At 57.8% G+C, this 19,658-nt stretch carries 20 protein-coding genes and 1 pseudogene; 7 read left to right on the top strand and 14 right to left on the bottom strand.

Annotated features, from left to right (window positions below; translation table 11 throughout):
• Positions 1–66: 66 nt before the first annotated feature.
• Entirely contained in the window at positions 67–495 is a 429-nt protein-coding gene (locus tag DW754_RS06545; protein ID WP_117758888.1) for a hypothetical protein, read from the top strand.
• A 450-nt stretch (positions 496–945) separates the two neighbouring features.
• On the opposite strand, the gene DW754_RS06535 is transcribed toward DW754_RS06545, so the two are convergent.
• The 5 genes from DW754_RS06535 to DW754_RS06520 all read right to left on the bottom strand — a co-directional run bounded on the left by DW754_RS06535 (position 946) and on the right by DW754_RS06520 (position 3,827).
• Positions 946–1,185: a hypothetical protein gene (locus DW754_RS06535; RefSeq protein WP_022093933.1), complete on the bottom strand. Its 240-nt coding sequence runs from the start codon at positions 1,183–1,185 to the stop codon at positions 946–948.
• Positions 1,186–1,340: 155 nt separating this feature from the next.
• Positions 1,341–1,604, bottom strand: a complete 264-nt coding sequence (locus tag DW754_RS06530; protein ID WP_117716127.1) for a hypothetical protein — start codon at positions 1,602–1,604, stop codon at positions 1,341–1,343.
• A gap of 29 nt (positions 1,605–1,633) precedes the next feature.
• Positions 1,634–1,795 (bottom strand): hypothetical protein, encoded by a 162-nt coding sequence (locus DW754_RS10955; protein WP_158561630.1) that lies wholly within the window; start codon positions 1,793–1,795, stop codon positions 1,634–1,636.
• A 362-nt stretch (positions 1,796–2,157) separates the two neighbouring features.
• Positions 2,158–3,576: a hypothetical protein gene (locus DW754_RS06525; protein ID WP_117758887.1), complete on the bottom strand. Its 1,419-nt coding sequence runs from the start codon at positions 3,574–3,576 to the stop codon at positions 2,158–2,160.
• A 2-nt stretch (positions 3,577–3,578) separates the two neighbouring features.
• Positions 3,579–3,827, bottom strand: coding sequence for a hypothetical protein (locus tag DW754_RS06520; protein ID WP_117716125.1), 249 nt, complete (start codon positions 3,825–3,827; stop codon positions 3,579–3,581).
• A gap of 246 nt (positions 3,828–4,073) precedes the next feature.
• Here DW754_RS06520 and DW754_RS06515 point away from each other — a divergent pair, with 246 nt between their 5' ends.
• The gene (locus DW754_RS06515) at positions 4,074–5,027 is read left to right on the top strand and encodes a DUF6273 domain-containing protein (protein ID WP_117758886.1); all 954 of its coding nucleotides are present in this window, start codon (positions 4,074–4,076) and stop codon (positions 5,025–5,027) included.
• 827 nt (positions 5,028–5,854) lie between these two features.
• Positions 5,855–7,342 carry a site-specific integrase gene (locus DW754_RS06510; protein WP_117758885.1) on the top strand — a complete coding sequence of 496 codons (1,488 nt, stop codon included), beginning with the start codon at positions 5,855–5,857 and terminating at the stop codon, positions 7,340–7,342.
• A 95-nt stretch (positions 7,343–7,437) separates the two neighbouring features.
• On the opposite strand, the gene DW754_RS06505 is transcribed toward DW754_RS06510, so the two are convergent.
• The 4 genes from DW754_RS06505 to DW754_RS06490 form a co-directional block, all read right to left on the bottom strand.
• Complete coding sequence (locus DW754_RS06505; RefSeq protein WP_117758884.1) at positions 7,438–7,872, bottom strand: DNA-binding transcriptional regulator; 435 nt, start codon at positions 7,870–7,872, stop codon at positions 7,438–7,440.
• Between the two features lies 1 nt (position 7,873).
• Positions 7,874–8,932: a hypothetical protein gene (locus DW754_RS06500; protein ID WP_117758883.1), complete on the bottom strand. Its 1,059-nt coding sequence runs from the start codon at positions 8,930–8,932 to the stop codon at positions 7,874–7,876.
• A gap of 76 nt (positions 8,933–9,008) precedes the next feature.
• The gene (locus DW754_RS06495) at positions 9,009–9,662 is read right to left on the bottom strand and encodes a hypothetical protein (protein WP_117758882.1); all 654 of its coding nucleotides are present in this window, start codon (positions 9,660–9,662) and stop codon (positions 9,009–9,011) included.
• 404 nt (positions 9,663–10,066) lie between these two features.
• Positions 10,067–10,894: a hypothetical protein gene (locus tag DW754_RS06490; protein WP_117758881.1), complete on the bottom strand. Its 828-nt coding sequence runs from the start codon at positions 10,892–10,894 to the stop codon at positions 10,067–10,069.
• An 85-nt stretch (positions 10,895–10,979) separates the two neighbouring features.
• Here DW754_RS06490 and DW754_RS11280 point away from each other — a divergent pair, with 85 nt between their 5' ends.
• Positions 10,980–11,612 (top strand): zinc-ribbon domain-containing protein, encoded by a 633-nt coding sequence (locus DW754_RS11280; protein ID WP_117758880.1) that lies wholly within the window; start codon positions 10,980–10,982, stop codon positions 11,610–11,612.
• A gap of 32 nt (positions 11,613–11,644) precedes the next feature.
• Here the strand turns inward: DW754_RS11280 and dcm are convergent, their stop codons facing one another.
• The 3 genes from dcm to DW754_RS06470 all read right to left on the bottom strand — a co-directional run bounded on the left by dcm (position 11,645) and on the right by DW754_RS06470 (position 15,183).
• Positions 11,645–12,907 carry a DNA (cytosine-5-)-methyltransferase gene (gene dcm / locus DW754_RS06480; protein WP_117758879.1) on the bottom strand — a complete coding sequence of 421 codons (1,263 nt, stop codon included), beginning with the start codon at positions 12,905–12,907 and terminating at the stop codon, positions 11,645–11,647.
• 199 nt (positions 12,908–13,106) lie between these two features.
• Positions 13,107–14,567, bottom strand: a complete 1,461-nt coding sequence (locus DW754_RS06475; RefSeq protein ID WP_117758878.1) for a MutH/Sau3AI family endonuclease — start codon at positions 14,565–14,567, stop codon at positions 13,107–13,109.
• Positions 14,568–14,880: 313 nt separating this feature from the next.
• Positions 14,881–15,183 (bottom strand): hypothetical protein, encoded by a 303-nt coding sequence (locus tag DW754_RS06470; protein ID WP_117758877.1) that lies wholly within the window; start codon positions 15,181–15,183, stop codon positions 14,881–14,883.
• A gap of 731 nt (positions 15,184–15,914) precedes the next feature.
• On the opposite strand from DW754_RS06470, the gene DW754_RS06465 reads away from it, so the two are divergent.
• A complete protein-coding gene (locus tag DW754_RS06465) occupies positions 15,915–16,745 on the top strand; it encodes a PBECR4 domain-containing protein (protein ID WP_117758876.1) in 831 nt (276 codons plus the stop codon).
• Positions 16,746–17,168: 423 nt separating this feature from the next.
• Here the strand turns inward: DW754_RS06465 and DW754_RS06460 are convergent, their stop codons facing one another.
• Positions 17,169–17,399: a hypothetical protein gene (locus DW754_RS06460; protein WP_199411453.1), complete on the bottom strand. Its 231-nt coding sequence runs from the start codon at positions 17,397–17,399 to the stop codon at positions 17,169–17,171.
• On the bottom strand, positions 17,389–17,697 hold the full coding sequence (locus DW754_RS06455) for a BrnT family toxin (protein ID WP_117758891.1): 309 nt from the start codon (positions 17,695–17,697) through the stop codon (positions 17,389–17,391). The genes DW754_RS06460 and DW754_RS06455 overlap by 11 nt, the downstream gene beginning before the upstream one ends.
• A 277-nt stretch (positions 17,698–17,974) precedes the next feature.
• On the opposite strand from DW754_RS06455, the pseudogene DW754_RS11275 reads away from it, so the two are divergent.
• Positions 17,975–18,472: pseudogene (locus tag DW754_RS11275) on the top strand (DNA cytosine methyltransferase); the annotation flags it as partial.
• A 339-nt stretch (positions 18,473–18,811) separates the two neighbouring features.
• Positions 18,812–19,639 carry a DNA cytosine methyltransferase gene (locus tag DW754_RS11160; protein WP_233512206.1) on the top strand — a complete coding sequence of 276 codons (828 nt, stop codon included), beginning with the start codon at positions 18,812–18,814 and terminating at the stop codon, positions 19,637–19,639.
• Positions 19,640–19,658: the final 19 nt, after the last annotated feature.

The raw sequence follows: 19,658 nt of genomic DNA, 5'->3' as shown, positions 1-19,658 counted from the left end.
AGATCAAGTCGTCCTCGCAGACGCTCAAGCAGGAATACCTCGATACATACGAGCGAGGTGAATGACATGATAGGCAAGAGCTATGCAAAGATAGCGATTGTTGGCTCTGTACTTTGTCTTGCAATGGTTCTATGTGCATCATTTGCGAGGTATAGGTCCGAGCAATCGTTTATCGATGGCGCTGAGAACGGTTTTGGCATAGACGGGATGTATGTCAACGATGGCGCGACCAGGCCGTCTATGGCGATTCTTGCAGGCGAAGACATGGAATGGCAAATCTGTAATGGCGATGGCTCTTGTCTGAGTGGTCGTTTGGCCGCAACGAGCGATCCGAATTCGTTCGATCTTCTCGACGATGATGGAGCGGATTGCGGTTCTGTTCACCTTTCATATGCATCGCGAGACGGGATGGACGGCATTCTCTACGTCTCCCACGAAACTGGCGATTTCAAGATGCGCAGGACTAACCGGGTGCCGGCTTTTATCGAGGAGTGAGAGTTCCCGGCGGCCTGCCGATCAGGCCGCCGGGCTATCGAGCCCCGCATTCATCCGTACACGCACGGATGAATGCGGGAAGTGTCCGGATAAAGTTGATAATCAAGGAAACAAAGCCGTTCTGCCTGGGACGGCTTTGGCCTGGACTTTAACTACAACATCGCAATCGACACTTATCAGCTCGCGCAACGCGCATGGCCAAATCTCGGACGCTGGTGCATGGAGGACCTTCGAGATTTACTGGACATCCAAAACGACGACGCACACCGCGTGCTCGCCGACAGCGAAGACGAGATGGCTGTCTACAATGCGATCAGAAACGGTGTGAAGTCCGGAGAGCTTTCTGTGGAACCGCCGCGCCGTCGCGCGAGCCGACCGGGCAACCCGGGCAATCTGGTCCCGGCTCTCCCGGTCGTATTCCTACGATATCGCCCCTAGATCACCAATGTGTCAGATAAAGAATGAGGCAATGGCTATGATCACGCCTACGGCAGATGCAACGACTGCGCCTTTTTTCCTCTCCTTTAGTCCGACGAATAGGGTTGCCGTAAAGTAAAGGGCGGAAATGCAGGCTATGGCAAGCGAAACGAGTTCCTTGGGCGGTTTCAGCAAGAGGTCGCTAGCAAAGAGTAATGCAAGCAGGGCAAAGCCGATTGTGGTCAAGTATCTCGATTGATTTTGCGACAACATGGCAACTTCCTTTCAGAACATGCAAGTGAAAAGTCGGTACGATGTCATTGCGGTTGCAAAAAAGCCGCCGCTAGGACCGGTTGTCACGAGACCGGCGATAACTTCAGCGGTGCCAGCAAGCTAGAGATCGCGCAGGCAAGCCTCCTCCTTCGTGTTCAGCGTGACCTTGTGAGGGACGGTGCGGTTATTTGCAGATCCGTGAGAATCGCACCACGCCTTGGAATATGAATCCGTGCAGCGCCCGCGCTCAAAAAAAGGGATATATCGTACTTTTCGTCGTAGTTGTCTCCGACGTAGATCTCGCTGCTCTCGGCGGGAGATCCCTCGTCGGCATGGGCTGCCGCAACGGGCACAAATGGTGTCATGACAAGGGAGAGGCAAAGAGCTGCTGAGACGATGGAGGGCAGGCATTTCTTCATGGCTGGCTCCTTAATCTGGCCTTTGATAGTTACTTGATGTCGCCTCCTTCCGCTTTATATCCGTTGTATTTGGCGTATTTCTTTAATAAGGCAAGAGGTTCTTCCTCTCCTTCGGATAAGCCGATGATGTTTCCTTGATCATCCAGTATGAATACGGACGGAATATGCTCAAGTTCATATTCGTCATACACGGTATTATCTTAATCTATGTATATGGGAAAGTCTCCTTCATGGACCGAGGCTTCGTTTTGAAACGGGATACCGCTTCGATTCGTTCCGGACGCGGATGTGGACGTAACTGGTCTCGGTGCCAAGTGCGATTTCAGTGACGTATATGACTAAACGGGAATGTTTGAGCAGTGCCGGAGTCTTCATCTGGATTGTTCCGACTGAAACGTCAGCCCGAATACACTGCATGGCAACTCCAACAAGAATGCCCCCGGCGTAATCCTTCCCAAGGCACGGCAATAGCCAAGTTCAAGTGAACGCATAAAGGTGGCTCCCGATGGTTCGGAAGCCACCTTCACAATTTAACCGATGGAAAAATCGATTGCTAATTCAATTTGACCCAGATGGCTGGGCGAACTCCGAGAGTCGAATCCTGCGTGCTGCCGAGGTCGCCGCAGGAGATGCCACCTTCTTCGTCAATGTAACTAGTCAAGGGTTGACCGGCGTAGTAGGCCCCATATGAATCGTCTTCGCATTTCTCTATATCGGAAGCCCACCATGCCTCGGGGACGTCCGTGCCGGCTAGAGTCGCGTACATATTATCCTCGCTAAGGTAATCGCTCCAGGAGTCTAGAATCGTTACGTCGCCTGCTAAAATCCCGCGCTCGGCATCGTTGAAGGCGTATTCTATGAAGGGTCCGTTCAGATACCTATACAGCGAGCTTGACTTGAAGTCCCATACGTCTCCATTCTCGTTGAATTCCATCTCATCGATGCAATGCTCGGTCATGAGGAGAGCCCTGTCGCCCTCCTTGTGGAGGACTATCCATTCAATCGGTTGGCCCTCGATATCCTTTCCTGTATAAGCCGAGAGCTCGCCCGAATATGTTCCCAGTTCGACGGTCTGCTCAATCGCGACGCTTTCGATTTTCTCCTGCTCCGCCTTCATGTCCGCCCTTGCTTCGAGCATGGACGGCAGGGGCGAGATGGCGACCATGACGGCAAGCAGGACGATGCCCGCGACAGCCGCGACGGCTATTTTCTTCCTCCTTTTGGAGAGGTTCGCAATCTTCGCGCCGGCCTCTCTTGCCTTCTCGCCCGAGTCCCCGTATCCCTGCTCGGCCAGCCTCTCGAGGCTTTCCTTTGCGGCCTCAGCTTCCTTCCTGTTGCCCTTCTCGAGTATCGCGACGCTCGTCTTGTAGACCCTGTCCCTTCTGGATTCATCCAGGAACGCGGCATCTTCCAGATCCGCCAGTTTCTCGCGCACGGCGCCGCAGTTCCAGCAGGTTCCGCGCTTGAGGTTCACCGCCCCGCAGCCGCACTGCCACCATCCCTCGTGCTCGGAATGGACACCCGAGCATTTGCAGGCATCGGCGCCCATCTCGGAGAGCAGGACATCGCGTTCCGACTCCTCGATTCCGTTGAGCGCGAGTGGCGCGGGGTTATCGATGTCGACCGGGTCGTCGAAGGACGTCTCGCAGTCCGCTCGGGTCACAACGGCACGCGAGCCGGTGATAACAGACAGCTTGATTCTCACCGCCTTGGGCCTGAGCACCTCGCCGGCGGGCAGGTCGGCATCTAGGAGCGAGAAGTCGACGTTCTCCGTCTCCCCTCCCTCGCCCTCGAGCCCGACCGTGAACTCTATGCGGCTGATGGGTTTCGTCGATACGTTGACGATCTTTGTCTGGAGGAAGCAAGCTCCCGTCTCGGTGTCCCTGGAGACCTGGACGGCCAGTACCCTGACGGGGCAGAGTTCCTGCCAGGAGGGGTTGGCGTCGCGGTAGACGATCTTGTACTTTGACATGTCTACACCTCGGGCAGGGCGTCTTCATCCGTTTTTGCGCTGGGCGCCGGCGCAGCTCGGTCTGGCAGTGCGCAGACGATCAGGCCGACCATGAGCGCCGTGCCGAAAAGGCCGATGAACCAGAGGATTCCCGCGTCATTGGTGTAATGCCCCTTGGCCCTGGCAATCTTAACGAGCTCCGCCACGCCGCAGATGTTGGCGGCGATCGCCAGGAGAGGCAGGAAGAAGATTATCAGCTCCATAGTTCTCATTTTCGGTCCTTTCTTCTCGGCCGCCAGCTTCGACACCGGCGGTCATCCGTCACTTCCGATAACACCAATTCTACTGTCCTCACCTGCGAATTTGTTGAGCAACAAATTCGATTGAGTGAGCGGTTGATTGCGCCGCGAAGGCGTTTAGTTAATTACGTTTGCCGCTGCGGCAAGACCGATGCAGAAATCTGAAATAGCCCTACGCTCGGCGATGTATCTACAAACCCTGAGCGAAGGGAGCCGCAAATGCATGCAGCGGCAATTAACCTTCGGGGGGGGGTATCTCCTAGGAGAACCCGCCTCCAAGGCCAATCTATCATCGAGTACGTCCTGATCATCGCCATCATCGGCCTGGTGATCGTGTTCGCGGGACCCGGCGTGGCGGGGGCCATCCGCAACCAGTTCAACCTGGTCGGCAACACGGTGAGCAATGGGACGACCGGCGGGGTCGAGGGCGGCGCAACCGGCGGCGGCTCTGCGGGAGCCGATTCCGCGACCGTCCAGGCGGCTGTCGCCAAGGACGCGAAGGACTGGACGCTCGACGAGCAGGAGGCCGTGGCCGAGGACATCGCCGCCAAGGGCGAGGCGTCGCCGGCGTACGCAAAGGCGAAGGCCGCGATGGACGCGGGGACGAAGTTCTCGATGAAGTTGACGAACGGCAAGACGCTCGAGTATCGCATCATCGGTATCAACCACGATGACCTCGGGGACGGCTCCGGTAAGGCTGGGCTCACGTTCGAGGTAACCAACACTGCCATGGACGAGCAGCGAATGAACGCCACGAGCACCAATGCCGGCGGCTGGGAGAAATCGGAGATCCGCGGCCGCCTCAATTCCGGTGACCTCTGGTCGCTCCTACCGATCGAACTCCAGTCCAAGGCGAAGGCCGTCACGAAGATGACCGATAACAAGGGTGGTGGCAGTGCCAGCGCCCCATCGGCCACGACCGATAAAGTCTTCCTGCTCTCGATGACCGAGATCTACGGAGACCGCCAGACCGACGGTACCCAGTACGAGTACTACAAATCCAAGGGCGTGACGTACTCGAACCATTCAGGGGTGTCGTCGAGCTTTTATCACTGGACGCGCTCCGTGGATCCGAGCGGCTCCGCGTACTTCCGCTGTATCTATAGCAACGGTAACTATAACGACTACGGCGCGACGTACTCGTATTGCATATGCCTCGCCTGGTGTTTTTAACCTGTCTTCTAGCTTGTCTTCTAGTTTGTCTAGTGAAAGGCCCGTGCAATCCTGCGCGGGCCTTTCTTTTGGCGATTACTTGAACAATTTGAGGTTCATGGTACAAAGGTAGTCGGTTCGAGGAAAAAGGGGTCGTACTGCGCCTCTCAGAGCGCCTGCCGCACTTCACCTCTATTACCTCTGCGGCGCCCTCGTATAGGGCCCATCCCGCTTGCCGTTTCGTTGCAACCGCTCACTTGTCCACCGGTCAAGTGAACTACTGGAATAAATACAGCGACACGCTTGTCCGTTACAGTCGCTATATCTGTGTAAATCGCCGCGATAAATACAGCCCGTACTCGGCTGTATACCAGCTACGCGTATGTAGATTCATATCGCGTTAATAAATCGGCTCAAGCGCGTGCAAAACGCGCAAGTAGCCGCAAAAGGCGATTATCGCGTAGGTAGATTTTTGGCACCCTGTTGCTTACTGAAAATTAAGCAATTGCTTAAAACAAAAAAGGTCAGGCACTAAGTGCCTGACCTGCAAACTTCTGGTCGGGACGACTGGATTCGAACCAGCGACCCCTTGACCCCCAGACCCCTATTTTCGGCTCTACCTGTGGTTTTTTTATTATAGCACGCGCAAATAGCGCATGTAAGCTGTTTCCGCATATGTAAATTATCGCAGGTAAACACAGGTTTCTACATCTCGTTATAATTCGACTTACAAACTCATAGCGCAGTCGGTGATTCTCTGGTGACTCCGGAGGCTCCGGAATCACCGACTTTTGAGTTTCCGCAGGTAGATATTCCTATCTGGAATCACGAAGTGTTTTGGGAGCAAAATGGGTAGCGAAAAAGAGAGCAATAAGACTTTACGCATATGTGGAAGCGGGTCGGTCAGGAAGAACAAGGGGAGGTGGCAGGCCGTCGTTAGCCTCATCGACGAGGAGACGGGGGGACGCACGCAGAGGACGAGGAACACGGGCATCGCATGCCTCAGCGATAGCACCCGCGGCAAGAAGGCCGCTCTGGATGCCTTGGCGGAGTTCAGGGACGAGATCGCGGCGGAGCTCGCCGAGGCCGAGGGCTTGAGGGTCGCAGCCGAGGAGCGGCAGGCGCAGCTCGAGGCGGACGAGTACGCGCTTCTCCCCTTGGGGGTCGCGCTCGAGAAATTCATCGACTTCTGCCTGCAGATGAACCGAATCACCCCGACCACGCGCGATGACTACCATTTCAGCGCCCTGCACATCGAGCGCGACGAGCTGGGGGCGATTCCCGTGAACGAGGTCACGACCGACGACATCAACGCATGGTCTGCGCGGAGGATCGCGCTCGGTTGCGCCCCCGATACGCTCAACAAGGCGTTTAAATTGGGAAAGCGCCTCTATACGGTGCTTGTCAAGAGAAGCAACGACACCATTGGCAAGAACCCGTTCGACGGTGCCTTGGCCCCGCGCATCATCGGACGGCCGCGCAACGCGCTCAGGTCGGACCTCGTGCCGAAACTCAACTCCATCTGCTCCATGATGCCCGACTCGCGCTTCAAGCGGGCGGTCGTGCTCGCCCTGCACACCGGCATGCGCATCGGCGAGGTCTGCGGGCTTCGGTGGTGCGACGTGGATTTCGAGGCGGGGCTGATCTCGGTCAGGCACTCGGTGGCGTATGCGAAGGGGATGGGCTCGTTCATCAAGGACACCAAGACCCATGATTGCAGGGCCATCCCCATCGACCCGGTGGGTCTTCTCCCCTTCTTGAAGGAGATTCACGGCATAGACCTCGATAAGCTGCGCTCGCGCGGTCTGGCGGGCTCGACCGAAATCGGGGACTGCTATATCCTGTCTGAGCCGGGCGCGTCCTTCGCGACGACCAGCTACGTGCGCCGCGCGTTCAAGACGTTCTCGGAGACCAACGGACTCATGGGCACCAACGACGAGCTGATTACGTTCCATGGCCTTCGCCATACGTTCGCAACGCAGTGGATCCGCCAGGGCGGCGATATCAAGGCGCTCCAATCAATCCTAGGGCACAAGGACGCCATGGTGACGCTCAACGTCTACGCCGACATCGAGCCGATCTCCAAAATCCATAACATGCTGCGCGTCTCGCCATGCCTTTGGCGCGGCTACCTCGGGCTTCGGGTCGATCCGGGTCCCATGTTCCAACAGCGCATCCAGGAGGCCGTCGAGACGCTCCAGGCGTTCGGGTACGGCATCACTGAGCCGGACGACCGCAATATCGTCATCCGCGACGTGAAGACAATCAGCCGGCTCTACCCCACCGAGTACGCGGCGGTGCTGGGAGCCATCCCTGCCGAGGCCACAGTGATTTGATGAGGGCGCCGGCGGCGGCACTGCCGCGGGCAGGTATCTAGCGGAGGGGCAGCGCTGCCGAATGGCAGGGAAACCCCTCCGTTTTCAGTTTGGAATCAGCTGTCGGAATCGGGCGATGCGTCTGCACTGTCGGCATAGCGGAACTCGACTTGGACGCCCATGCGCTCCAGCTCGCGGGCGATGGCGCGGGAGGTTGCATTTGCCTGACCGTAGGGGCCTGCGTCCCGCCCGCACTCGTCATAGGCGGCTTGATCCCTAAAGTAGGTTATCGGCACAACAATCGGGCTTTCGGCAAATACCTCGGCGTGCTTCTCGATTACGGAGCGGGCGTATGCCACCTGCTGAGCCTGGATATCGGCGGCACGGTCGAGGTATTCCCATGCGGCATCGGAGATGCGGTATCTCGTCTGGCGAGGGTTCTCCCAGTTCTTGATTGTTTTCACGTTGGCGTTGAGGGCATCCGCCACGTCCTGCTGGGTGAGTCCCAGCATTTCGCGGCGGGCCCTGAAATCGGCTTTTCCCCTCGCCATCCTATTCGCCTGCCTCGGTCGAGTTCAGATGGACGGTCTCGGTAACCTCCCCCGCGCCCTGGTTGACGGGAATTGGCGGAATCCACTTGACCACCAGCTCGTCACCAAACTTGCCGTCCTTGCGGCCCTTGCGCTTTCCAGTCCAGAAGCTCTGCCAATGGGCTCGGCGAACGTGAGGCGCCACGGTGCGCTCTCCTGTCCTCTGATGCGGAGTGTATCTGACTCGGCGTGCCGCGCCGATGGCGCTGCCAATCTTGGCTCCGAGCATACGGACGGTCTCGGTGTTCGTGCGCCTGCCGGCTTTCTGCCCCCTTGGGGTTTTCGGCGGCGTGTAGACAATCTCCGCGCCGTTCTCGGCAGAAAGTACGAAAAGTAGAAGGTTGAGCGAGGCCGTGGCGCAATAGCGCAGGCATGCCAGCTCCTCGGGGTCGGAGAGTCTGTTTCTGGACATCGCCCCTCCCGTCAGCTCGTCGAGCACATCGTCGATGTCGGCGATGTGCGCCAGGCACGTCTCGAGCGTAGCACCGTCCTCGATTACCAAGGACATGCGCGACCGCGCTCCATCGTCCATGAGGTAGACGAACGTCATGCCGAGTTCTCCCATGAGGTCGCGGTCCAAGTAGGCGAAAAAGCCATCTGCCCAGCGCTTGGTGGTCTGGCAGCTCACCGGCACATGTGCATCGACATAGATAATCGGATACGGCATGCGATGAAGCAGCTCTACCGGCAGGTCTCCGTCTAGTTCCTGCTCGACCAGCGTGTCGGACACTGTGCGGTCAATCTTGTAGACCTGCCTGCATGCGTGCCACCTCGCAATCCATGGGAGGTCATCGGACATGACCCATCGACCGTCAACGGTCGATGCCGTGTCGGTCAGGTCAATCGGCATCCCTGTCCTTGCGGAGCATGCGTCGAGCATATCGAGTGCCATCTCTAGACAGTTCCTATCGCCTGAGTTCATCTGGGGATACGGGGCGACCAGTTTGGGCAGATGGGGGTAGAGACCGGTCAGGCGGTCGTATTCCTTCGATGCGCGGGAAAGCGGATAACGTTTTGCCATGGGCTAGTCCTTTCTCAGTGTCGGGCGCGGTCCGTTTTTTGCGGTCGCGCCCGTTGCAAAATGTTCTAGCTGAGCGTTAGCACTCGGCGGCGAAGAGCTTGTAGATAATCTGGTCGAACTCGTCGTCACTCTGCCAGTCCTGCCACCACTCGCTGCGTCCGGCTTCGAGTACCTCCTTGAGCCCATCGGCGGTCTTTATGCCGTAATCGAAGAAGGCTGCGGGGAGCCAGAGGTTGGAGCCGTTGTCGGTGTACGCGCTGAAATCGCCCCACGCGGAATGCTCGAAGCGGTAGAGCCGGTAGCATTTGCCGTCGAATTCGACATCATCGACCCACTTGCACTCGCCGGTGATGTAGCTCGGGAGCTGGCAATTGCAATGGTCGGCCTTGTCAGCGAACTCGCGTAGCTCGGGCATGCGGTCGAGCGGGTCCACAATCTCGATGGTGTCCTCGCCGATAACATCCCCATCCTCATCAAGCAAGGTCTCACAGACCTCAAAGACGTTGCGAACGATGCCCCGCTCGCAGACCTCGACCTTGCCCGTGTCGCGCACGTCCGCGGCATACTCGCGGACGGTACGCAGCGCCTCGACACGCCCAGCGCCCTCGTACCAGGTGTCAGAGTCACAAAGTGGATTCACGTCGGTGTCCTTGCCGTTACCCTCGTAGATTGTCTCGCGACTGCTGACGGTGTACATCTTCTCGTCGGCGGTTTGATTGATTTCAGCCATTATTCTCCCCTAGTTCGGTTTGCGGGTCAGACCCGCGTGTTGTTGCTAATAAGTATACCCCCAAAGGGGGTACATTGCAAGGGGAAGTTCGAGCTTCGGTGGACTTTATCCTGCTGTAATTGCTGGGTGAATCCGTAGTTTCCGAGGCGATCTATCAGGGAGAATGAGAAGAATAGGGAAAACAAAAATAAGAAAAAGAAGAAGGATGAAGAGAACTTTTGAAATCTTGGTCTAACAGAGCCAATCAACTTGTCATTATTCTTGTCCTCGACCGAGTAACCCCCGAAGCCTTACCATCGTCTCTCTAACCTTGGAGAGACGTTTAGAGAGACGGTCTGTCCTCCCCACCCGCCGGCCCCAAAATAAAGCGGACCCCCGCCGGGACCCGCTTCATCGAAAGTTATTTAGAACGGGATTTCCTCCTCATGTTCACCCTCAAGGTTATTTTCCTTGTTTTCTTCGAGCGCCGACTCAGCCGCCCGCGCCATATCGTCCAAACATTCCTCCGGCTCGGGTAGGCGAGATAAATCGATGACGCACCTGAGTCTCTCGCAAGTCTCGATGATGTGCTCTTTGGAATACCTCGCAGTATCGATCTCGCCCTCGTAGGGATCCATGTAGCCGTGGAGCCAGACAACCAAATCACGGTTCTCGGCTTCATTCTCGCCGAAATCGATGAGTTCATCAACGGACATGTCGGCACGGTCCCGCGAATCATCCTTTCCCGCAAGTTCCCAGCCGAGCTGCAGGGCGCACTTCTCGTGCAGGCTGAGGTCGTCCATCCCAATCTCCTTGAGATTAAGCGGGTTCGACCACTTGCGATACGGTAGGGCATCGTACTGGAGAGCAACGTTGATGTATCCGAGTGGCTCGAAGATCTCGCGGAGGTCGCAGTACTGGAAGAGAACATCGCAATCGATGTCGGGGTCGCTCATGATCGCCGCCGCGAGCAGGTTCGCGTCCTCGGCGGTACCGATTTCATTGAGTGGGAGCCACTCGAAAGGCGCAAAGCGACCGAGGTATTTCCATCCGCAGAGGCGCAGGGATTTCGGTTCGACCCCTTCGCGTTCCGCCTCGCGTGCGAGTTCGTCAGCGAGCTGTGCGGGTGCCAGCGGAAGGCGAATCTCGGCACCGACGCTCGGGTCTTTGCGATAGGTCTCGAAGGACGCGCCTTCGAGGGCGGTGACCCAGATGACAATTGCGGATTGGTCGGTCTTCTCGTTCTGCTCCATTTGGCTTAACCTCTTCCTTGGAAGTTCCGTTCGGTAAAAGTCTATCGCTGTCGCATCTGGTCGTCTAGATCTCGGGGAGAGAAAGATGGGAAAAATAAGCCAAGGTGAGTTCCTCGGGCGGCTGCGCGACCGCAACTCGCACTACGCCGCCAGCGAGTTCGAGGTTGTCGGCGAATACGCCGGTATCGGTACTCCCCTCCCATGTCGCTGCCTTGTGTGCGGCAACGTATGGGACGGCAACCCCGACTCGATGCTGCGCCGGAACGCGCGATGCCCCAAATGCGGCCGGGCAGCTGCGGGCAAGTCATCGGGGAAATCGAGGATGTTGACGCATGAGGCATTTGCCGAGCGGGCGGCGGCCTGCTGCCCTGATATCGAAATCACAGGCAGGTATGCGGGAGCCAACACGAGGCTGACCGTCCGTTGCCGCAGGTGCGGCTATGAATGGGATGCCTTTCCGGCTACCGTGTTGCGGTCCTGTTCGTGTCCATGCTGTACGAATAGGGTGGCGGTGACGGGCATCAACGACTTGGCGACCACGCATCCCCAAATCGCGGCGGAATGGAATCACGAGCGCAATGGGGAACTGGAACCCACCGATGTCGTTGCGGGTTCATCCAAAAGGGTCTGGTGGCGATGTCACGAGGGCCATGAGTGGCAGGCGATCATTTATCGGAGGAAGGCGGGCAGCGGCAACTGCCCCGTATGCGGAAAGTAAAAGGGAGGGTCCAAGCCCTCCCCTTTTGGTATCTATAGGCCGTAGACCTCGACCATGGCCTTGCCGATGCGGTGCGGGATGCCCGTAACGAGGGCGTTGCCCATGCAGAAGGCGCGGTGGCCGTCGGTCATGCCGGTGTCGGTCCAGCCCTTGGGGAACCCCTGTAGCTGGTCGAGCTCGTCCGGCACCAGGCGGCGGAAGCGGCCGTCGGAGCACTCTATGACGTGCTTGAAGCGGCTCGCGCCGGTGCCGCCCTCGCCGGTGAGGATCGTGCGGCTCGGCTTCTCGGTGGAATCGGGGAAGCTCATGGCACCCTCGGAGTAGGTGTAGGTGAAGCCCGTCTTCTTGTTGGTGCGCTCCTCGCGCTTGGCTCCCTTGAGATAGCGCCAGTCGGGCAGCTTCTCCTCGGCGATGTAGAACTGCTCGGGTACGTCCGATTCGTCCACCAGCACGTCACCCAGCACGCGGCGCTCGCCGCGGTAGTCCTCGGCGAAGTCGCAGGTGAGGACATGGCATCCCTGCATCACGCCGGCGTTCTTGAACTGCGAGACCTTCTGGCCGACGCCGAAGCGTGTCGAGTTCTCGTAGGGGTCGGGCAGGACATCGAGTTCGGCCATCTCGTCGGGGTAGACGGCGGGGAACGCTTTGGCCATGACGCCGCATTGCATGCGACCGGCCATGTCGGTATCGACGGCATCCTTCTCGCAGAAGATGTAGACGCGCTTTCGGCGCTGCGGGAAGCCGTACTCGGCGGAGTTGACCACGCGCCACTCGACCGTGTAGCCGAGGTCGGCGAGGCAGCTCAGGATGATGGCGAAGTCGCGCCCGCGCTGGGATGCGGGGGACTTGAGCAGGCGGTCGACGTTCTCGAATAGGCCGAAGCGGGGCTTCTTCATCTCGAGGAAGTGGTAGATGTCCCACCACAGGACGCCCTTCTTGCCCTCGATGCCGTGGGCTTGGTTGAGGGGACGAGCCACGGAGTAGTCCTGGCACGGAAAGCCGCCGACGACCATATCGACGTCGGGAATCTTGGTCTCCCCCGCCTCGGCCTTCTCCAAAACTCTGTTGATGTCCTCGTTCACCACGGAGCCCTCGCCAAAGCGCTCGGCGTAGCAGCGGGCGGCGAACTGGCGGGACTCGGTTCCAGGTGGCTCCCACTGATTCGCCCAGATGGTGGTAAAGGGACCGGCGGGCTTCATGTAGAACCCGGGATGGTACGGGTCCGCGTAGCCTTCTAGGCCCAGACGGAACCCGCCGACGCCCGCGAAGAGCTCGGCAATCTTGATCTCAGACACGTTTCTCCAATCGCTGCTGTGTCCATTCTTGCGTGATTGATGATAATCGATCTCGCGGACAAGGTAAAGATCGGAAGTGAAATTTGCGTCGGCTGGCGGGTTGCCTTAACTTTCCAACTTTCCACTTAACTTAACACTTGAGCTGGAAAGCTGGAAAGTTGGGTGGAAAGCTGGAAAGATGGGTGGGGAAGCTGAAAAGTTAGATAGAAGGCTCGCGACCGAATTGCTCGGCCAACTCCTTTCCTTTAATCCAGACGTTCTGGCGGTACATGTGAACTCTGTTAACCGTCAGGGGCTTATCGTTCGCGTCGGTGCCGGTTCCTCGGACGAACAGGACGCCGTCGCGGCTCTTCGGCCAGTTGGGCGCCGTCATGGGTATCCCCGTCTTGGGCGTCACGCGCGGCGTACCGTCCTTTTTCAGGACGGGCGCATCTACTAGACCATCGCGGAATATGAGGCCGCGCATGCCGTCCCAGAGCGCCCTGGCGGCATCGAGGTATGTCCCGAGCCAAAGGGTGTTGAATCCAATGAAACGGCACTGATGCAGCGGACAGTTGCGGTATCGTTCCTCGAGAACGGCCACGACCATGGTGGAGTCGATGAAGGGAACCGCGAACGAGGAATCCTCAAACTCCACCGATGGGTCGCACAGCTCATCGAAGTCGATTGAGGGGGTCAGTTTCATATCCTCAGTCCTGCCGCCTGTGGGTGTCAGCGTCATCGTCTTGAAGACGATTCCGGCCTTGGCGAAAAGCGGGACCTGCGAGATCTTGCCAGCATGACCTGTGAAGAGCCTGACTACTACCTGCTCGGCGAGGGACTTGTTTTCGCGGCCAGATTTCGTCTTAATCGGCAGGTTGAACGGTGCGGCGAGTTCTTCCAGCGTCTGACCGGCGCAGGCATCGGAGATACCGTGCAGGTGCGCCTTGAGTTCACTCATCGAGGACAGGCCGCCTTGGTCGGGAATCATGTGCAGGCCGTCATCTAGGCGCTCACGTGCCATCTGGGTGACGAGGGATGCCTTCAGGCGGAACCTCGGCCTGTTTGGCCACTTCGGCGAGGTGTCGAGGTAGAGCAGCTGGGGGTTGATGAGCGTAGAGAGGTTCGGCATCTCGGTATCGACATCGCCCTTGAGGGCGGTGCGGACGAACTCTCGCACGGTCGTCCAGTCCGCCTCCAGGCGGCATCGGTCTACCTCGCGCCACGTGTGGAGGTCGTAGCCCTTGAACTCGAAGCCCGCGTACTCGACTTTCACTCCCCTGCCGGGACGAACGTAGAGGTAGTAGACGACGAGCAGGCGCTCGGCCTTGTGCCAGAAGGCGGAGGTAGAGAAGCTCTCCGTTACGATGCCCTCAGGCGCCACGGCGGTGATGGACATGGGTTCCTTCGCGCACCAGCCGCCACGGGCGCCCTCTTTTAGACCCGTGGCTTTTACCTCCCATGGTTGCCCGTCGATGACGATATCGGGACGGCGATCGGAGTCTGCAGGATAGCCAAGCACCGACTGCTCGATGACTGCACCGATGCGTCCCTTGTTGCGGGATGCCGCCGATGCGGTGAGAACGCCGGCGGTATCGACCTCGGCCACGGTATGGCCGATGATGGCGCCGAAGCGCTTACGGATCTCCTGTTCAGTGAAGCTGTGGTTTCCCTTGGCCATGCTCTCCCCTTCTGTCTCCCTTACGACCAAGGATAGCGATCATTCTGGTTTATGGGAGGTATTGCGGGGCGCGGTCCGCTCGGCGGTACGGGCGGGGGCGATGTTATGGGATGGCTGAAGCTATTTCCCGCTGCCGGAAAGCAATCTTGAATAATAACAAGGCGCTTGGCTCGGCAGGGAGCCTTTGCGTGGCTCACCTGCCGTTTTGCTTGGGTGTGTAGGCTAGACGCTCGGTAGGTTTGTAGTTAGGTAGCTATGTAGGCGTGTAACTGTGTAGTTCGGTAGCCGTGAGGATGGGTAGTGCAGTAGCGGGCTACTTGCAGGGTCCCTGCGGGGCGCTTGCCGCGGGGGTGTCGTTGTCGGGGTCGTGGACAACATACCAGCTATCTTTGTAATGGCAGATGTCTCGACAGGTGCCGTCCCCCATCACCACGCGCCAAGACTCAGATTGATGTTTCGGACCGAGCGCCCACGAGCGGGGGCTGTAGGACTCGATGCGGTTAAATGGGTAAATCTTGCCGTCATACCATTTGATCCCCCAGGGAGCATATTCGCCGTCTGGGCGGCATTCGACCAAGGCGGTGACCAAGCGGATGGATTTCTCGCTCTCCCCCACGATGATACTCCCTTCAAATGGCTAGCGAACGCATGTTCTATTGTAGCGCAGGGAAAGCAACCGGGCCACCGTAGATGAATTGCCGCTGCGGTTCCCTTACACTCGACTGCTCGAATTGAAATATCCCTTCCAGCGCATCACGCGATTATTTCAATTCAGATGCACTAGGTGTTATCACTCCGAGTGCATGGACAACAAAGTGAGGTGCATAAGTTCGCACGTAATCAAATAGCTATGTAGCTGTGTAGGTAGGTAGCTATGCAGTTGGATGATTATGTAGCTCGGTGGGTATATGGCGATATAGGCTCATATCTTGGTAGTTCTCAAATGCGTCAAGGTATTTCGGGTTTGTGGATGCTATAATATTCTCGCTCTCGTAAGAGGGTTCAGCCCCGGCTGGTAAACCTGACGTTCGATACGGTGTGCGTGACGTATCTAGCGGGCATGGCCGCGATAGAATTTCCCATGAATAGGGGCACGACCCCAAGCGCTCCGATATCTTCGGAGAGAGTGAACTGGCAGGCAGGGAACCGGGATACAGGCTGTCCAGAAGGAGGGGCTTCGCGCCCTCCTTCTTTTTTGCCGTTTCGGTCTAAATCCAGGAAATACTACACGAATATTGCCAATGTGGATCATGGGCGATTCTGCATAGGCGACGGATGCCGCTGCGGCATGAAAGATGGGGTTCCAATTCACCGGGCCATCCTTGTCGAAAAGACAAGGAGGCCACCATGAAAGCGAACAAGAGGGATGTCCGGCGGGTTATCAATCTCGCACGGGGATATGACCGCAACCTGTGCGGCAAGGACTTCCTTATCTGCTACGGTTCGGGAGACGATGCCCGTATGCTCGAGGTGTCGTTTTCCAAGAAGCGCTTTAACCACCTCGTCGGGATCGATATCAACCGATGTAATGTCAAGCCGTGGGTGCTCTATAAGAAGGCACTTGCGGGTACGTTGACGCCCCACGATCTGGGAAGCTCGCTTTCGCAATACTTTCCGTCCAAAATCACGGCCGCTCGCATGATGAACGCGTTTATCAGCACGGCCACCCACGTCAGCGAGGTCAATCCCCTATCGACAAAAGTCAATGCGGATATATGGGTATCGGGCGATACGGCGCAGTTTGCCATAGGCTGCCTGAAGGTGGATGCCCAATACCACAGTTCGTCCTGCTTTGTGCCGAGCAGTTTGCAGCTCCTGAAGCCCGCCGAGGTTGACGAGAAGTCATGCGGTCAAAGGTTGCCGATTACGGCCATGCTCAGCAAAGATGCCTCGGCTAAACGCTACGATACCCTGCTATACGTCGATCGGGGTTTGCTCGAACAGAGCCGGACGAACCTCGGCTTCATTATCCGCAGTTTTGGAAACGCGGACGAACTGAAGAAGGCATACCCGTCCATCATGGATGAGGTCTTGGGGTTGAGTCCGAATGAGGGCATGAGCATCGATGAGCTTGCTGAAGACAAGACCGCACTTGCCAAGGAGCTCAATAAGCTCAATCGGCAGCGCGAACAGTTCAAGGGTGCGCCGCCCTCCCCTGCTGCTGGGAAGAGTAGGTAGCTATGCGTGTGGGCGAGTAGCTCGGTGGGCATGTGGCTGTGTAGCTATGTAGCTATGTAGTTCTGTAGGTACGTAGCTCGGTAACATAGCGGTCGGTGAAAGCTGGGTGAGTTGAGGCATCGATAATAAGGAGAAGAATAATAACAAGCCGCCTTGCTCTCGGGACGTCTGTTGGGACGTCCCGCTTGTTTTGCTAAGAGCTTAGTTAGGAGCTTTATGTGGGACGGCGTAGCTGTGTAGCTTTGTAGTCATGTAGCTCGGTAGTTGCGTAATTCGATAGGCGTATGGTGCAGTTGGATCCGTGGTCTGAGCGGATCTGCGATAGCAACGGGCACCGAAGAATGACATGAAAAAGGGCCGCGCTTGCAGCACGACCCTTAAGACCATTACTTTCTCACCTCGCACCACTCACTAACCAGTACGCTAGGAGAATGCAAGATGCTTTCCCTGTTCGCGACACTCGGTGAGAAACATGTTGATAATGACCTGGTACGGCACGCCCGTACGGGCGGCTTCCGCCTTGAAGTAGTCGATGTTCTCGCCGTCGATATTCATGGTGACGCGGCGGCGGACCTTGCCAATGTAGGGATTCGGAACGCTCTCGGAGAAGTCGACCTCAGCAGGCATCTCCATAATCTCGTCCTTACCATTCATTTCGATACCTCCAATACTGCCGTTCCTCTGTCCTCGTCGATTTTCTCGCCGAGATTATCCTGATGGTCGAGCCGCCGTGTCTCTCGCAGTGGCAGACCGTCAGCACCCGCGATTCCAAGTCCATCCCTATCAGGAAGAACCTCTCCTCGTAGTCTGAATGCCTGGCATCTGGCACAACGCGGGCGTATGGGTCCGAGAACGCATCGGCCGCCGATTCGAAGCTCACTCCGTGCTTCTTCACGTTGACGGCGGCTTTGCGCTCGTCCCACTCGAATTCTATGTATCCATTCTTAATCATACTGACATGATACATATTCGGTACATATAAGTCAAGATCTACTTTATCGGACGAAGTAGATATCGAGCTGCGGGCTTTCTATTTATTTGTGTAGCTCGGTAGGTATGTAGTTGTGTAGCTCGGTAGGTATGTAGCCGCATAGGGCGAAAACCTCACTTTGATATGGGTCGGTAGACGGCTATCTAGCTGGGAGATTGCCGCAGCGGCAAGACTCCTTCGGTTTTTTCGGGGTGCCGGAGACTGGGAACCGTTGTAGGTTCGCGGTCAGGAGGACCCCTTGGGCTTTCGCTATGTAAGCATCTTTTCCGGCGTCGAGGCGGCGACGCTCGCCTGGGAGCCGCTAGGCTGGGAGCCGGTGGCATTCTCGGAAATCGAGCCGTTCCCGTGCGCCGTGCTGGCCGAGAGATGGCCAGACATTCCCAATCTGGGAGACATCACAAAAATCGACTGGAAGGAAGAAATCGATGGAGCTATCGACCTTGTTGTTGGCGGATCCCCGTGTCAATCGTTCTCGGTGGCGGGTAAGCGCGAAGGCCTCAAAGGCGCGTCCGGCCTTATGTTCGAGTACATTCGATGCGTACAGGAACTTCGTCCTCGCTGGTTTCTATGGGAAAACGTCCCAGGAGCGCTCACGAGCGAAGATGGGGGGGCTTTCGGACAGCTGCTCAGGGAAATGGATGAACTCGGGTATAGTCTCGCATGGCGAGTTCTGGACGCGCAATTCTTCGGAGTGGCCCAGCGACGCCGCCGTCTGTTTCTTGTCGGACATCTTGGAGCCGAATCCCCCGCAGAGGTTCTCTTTGAGCCCGACTGCCTGTCAGGGAATCCTCAATCGAGCCGTGAAAAGAGGAAGGAGCTTGCCCGCCGAGCTGGACGCAGCGCTGCGTGCGCAGGCTTCAAGTACAGCGCTGCGCCCCGCGCCAACACAATAGGCTATGCGGAGGAACAGGCGAACACGCTCACGGCTGATTGGCACGCACCGGCAGTCTTGCCTCTGGGTGGCACCGGTCAACATTATATGGCGATGTCACAGTACGGCACGGAGGTCGCAGGATGCCTTACGGCCCGAGGCGATTCGTCACCGTGCGCTGATAGGGGCCAAAACATTGTCTGCATGACGGGCACGCAGGCACACTGCCATATCAGCGATGAAATCACGGGATGCCTTACCGCGCATATGGGCAAGGACGATGCCCCCGTTGTGGTGGACGGCACGAATATTCAGACATATGTCTGCGAGACCGCCCACTCGAGCAGCAACGGCTTGGGGGTCGGCATGTCCGATGTCTTCCCGACCCTCGATACCTCATCCGGTCCCGCCGTCTGGGCTCGCGAAAACAGCTCCCTGCCGCCATTCGGATTTGCGCAGAACGTGCGCAACGAGGTGCGCATCGTCGGCGACGGAACCCTCAGCGGGGCGCTTGCCGCCAGACCCGGCATGAAGCAGACCACTTTCGTATGCACGGGCGGCACCTATCCCATCAATGAGCAAGTCGCAACCCGTGACAAGAAGCTCGGGCGCGGAACGGGTCTTGGAATCGGTGCGGACGGCGACCCCGCCTTCACGCTGCTTGCGAACCATCCGCACATGGTCGCATCCGGCAGCGGGAGCGACCCTATCGCCATGGGCGACCTCAATGCGCATACGGCTATCTGCCGCAATGTCTGCCCGACTCTCAAATGCGGTGGCGATGGCGCGATGGTTGCCTCGGAGGTCGCTGATGAGTATGTTGGGGCTAATCCCATGCTCGTGCGTCGTCTCACCCCGCTCGAGTGCGAACGCCTCCAGGGTTTCCCCGATGGGCATACGCTTATCGGATGGAAGGGCAAGCCCGCCGAGGAATGTCCCGATGGGCCGCGCTACAAGGCCATCGGCAATTCCATGGCGGTTCCCGTCATGAGATGGATTGGCAGGCGTATCGCGGCGGTCGATGAGCATTAGGCATCTCAACGGAACTCAA

This window comes from Collinsella sp. AM29-10AC (genome assembly GCF_003469085.1).
GTDB lineage: Bacteria > Actinomycetota > Coriobacteriia > Coriobacteriales > Coriobacteriaceae > Collinsella.
This window is presented reverse-complemented; position numbering and strand designations above follow the sequence as displayed.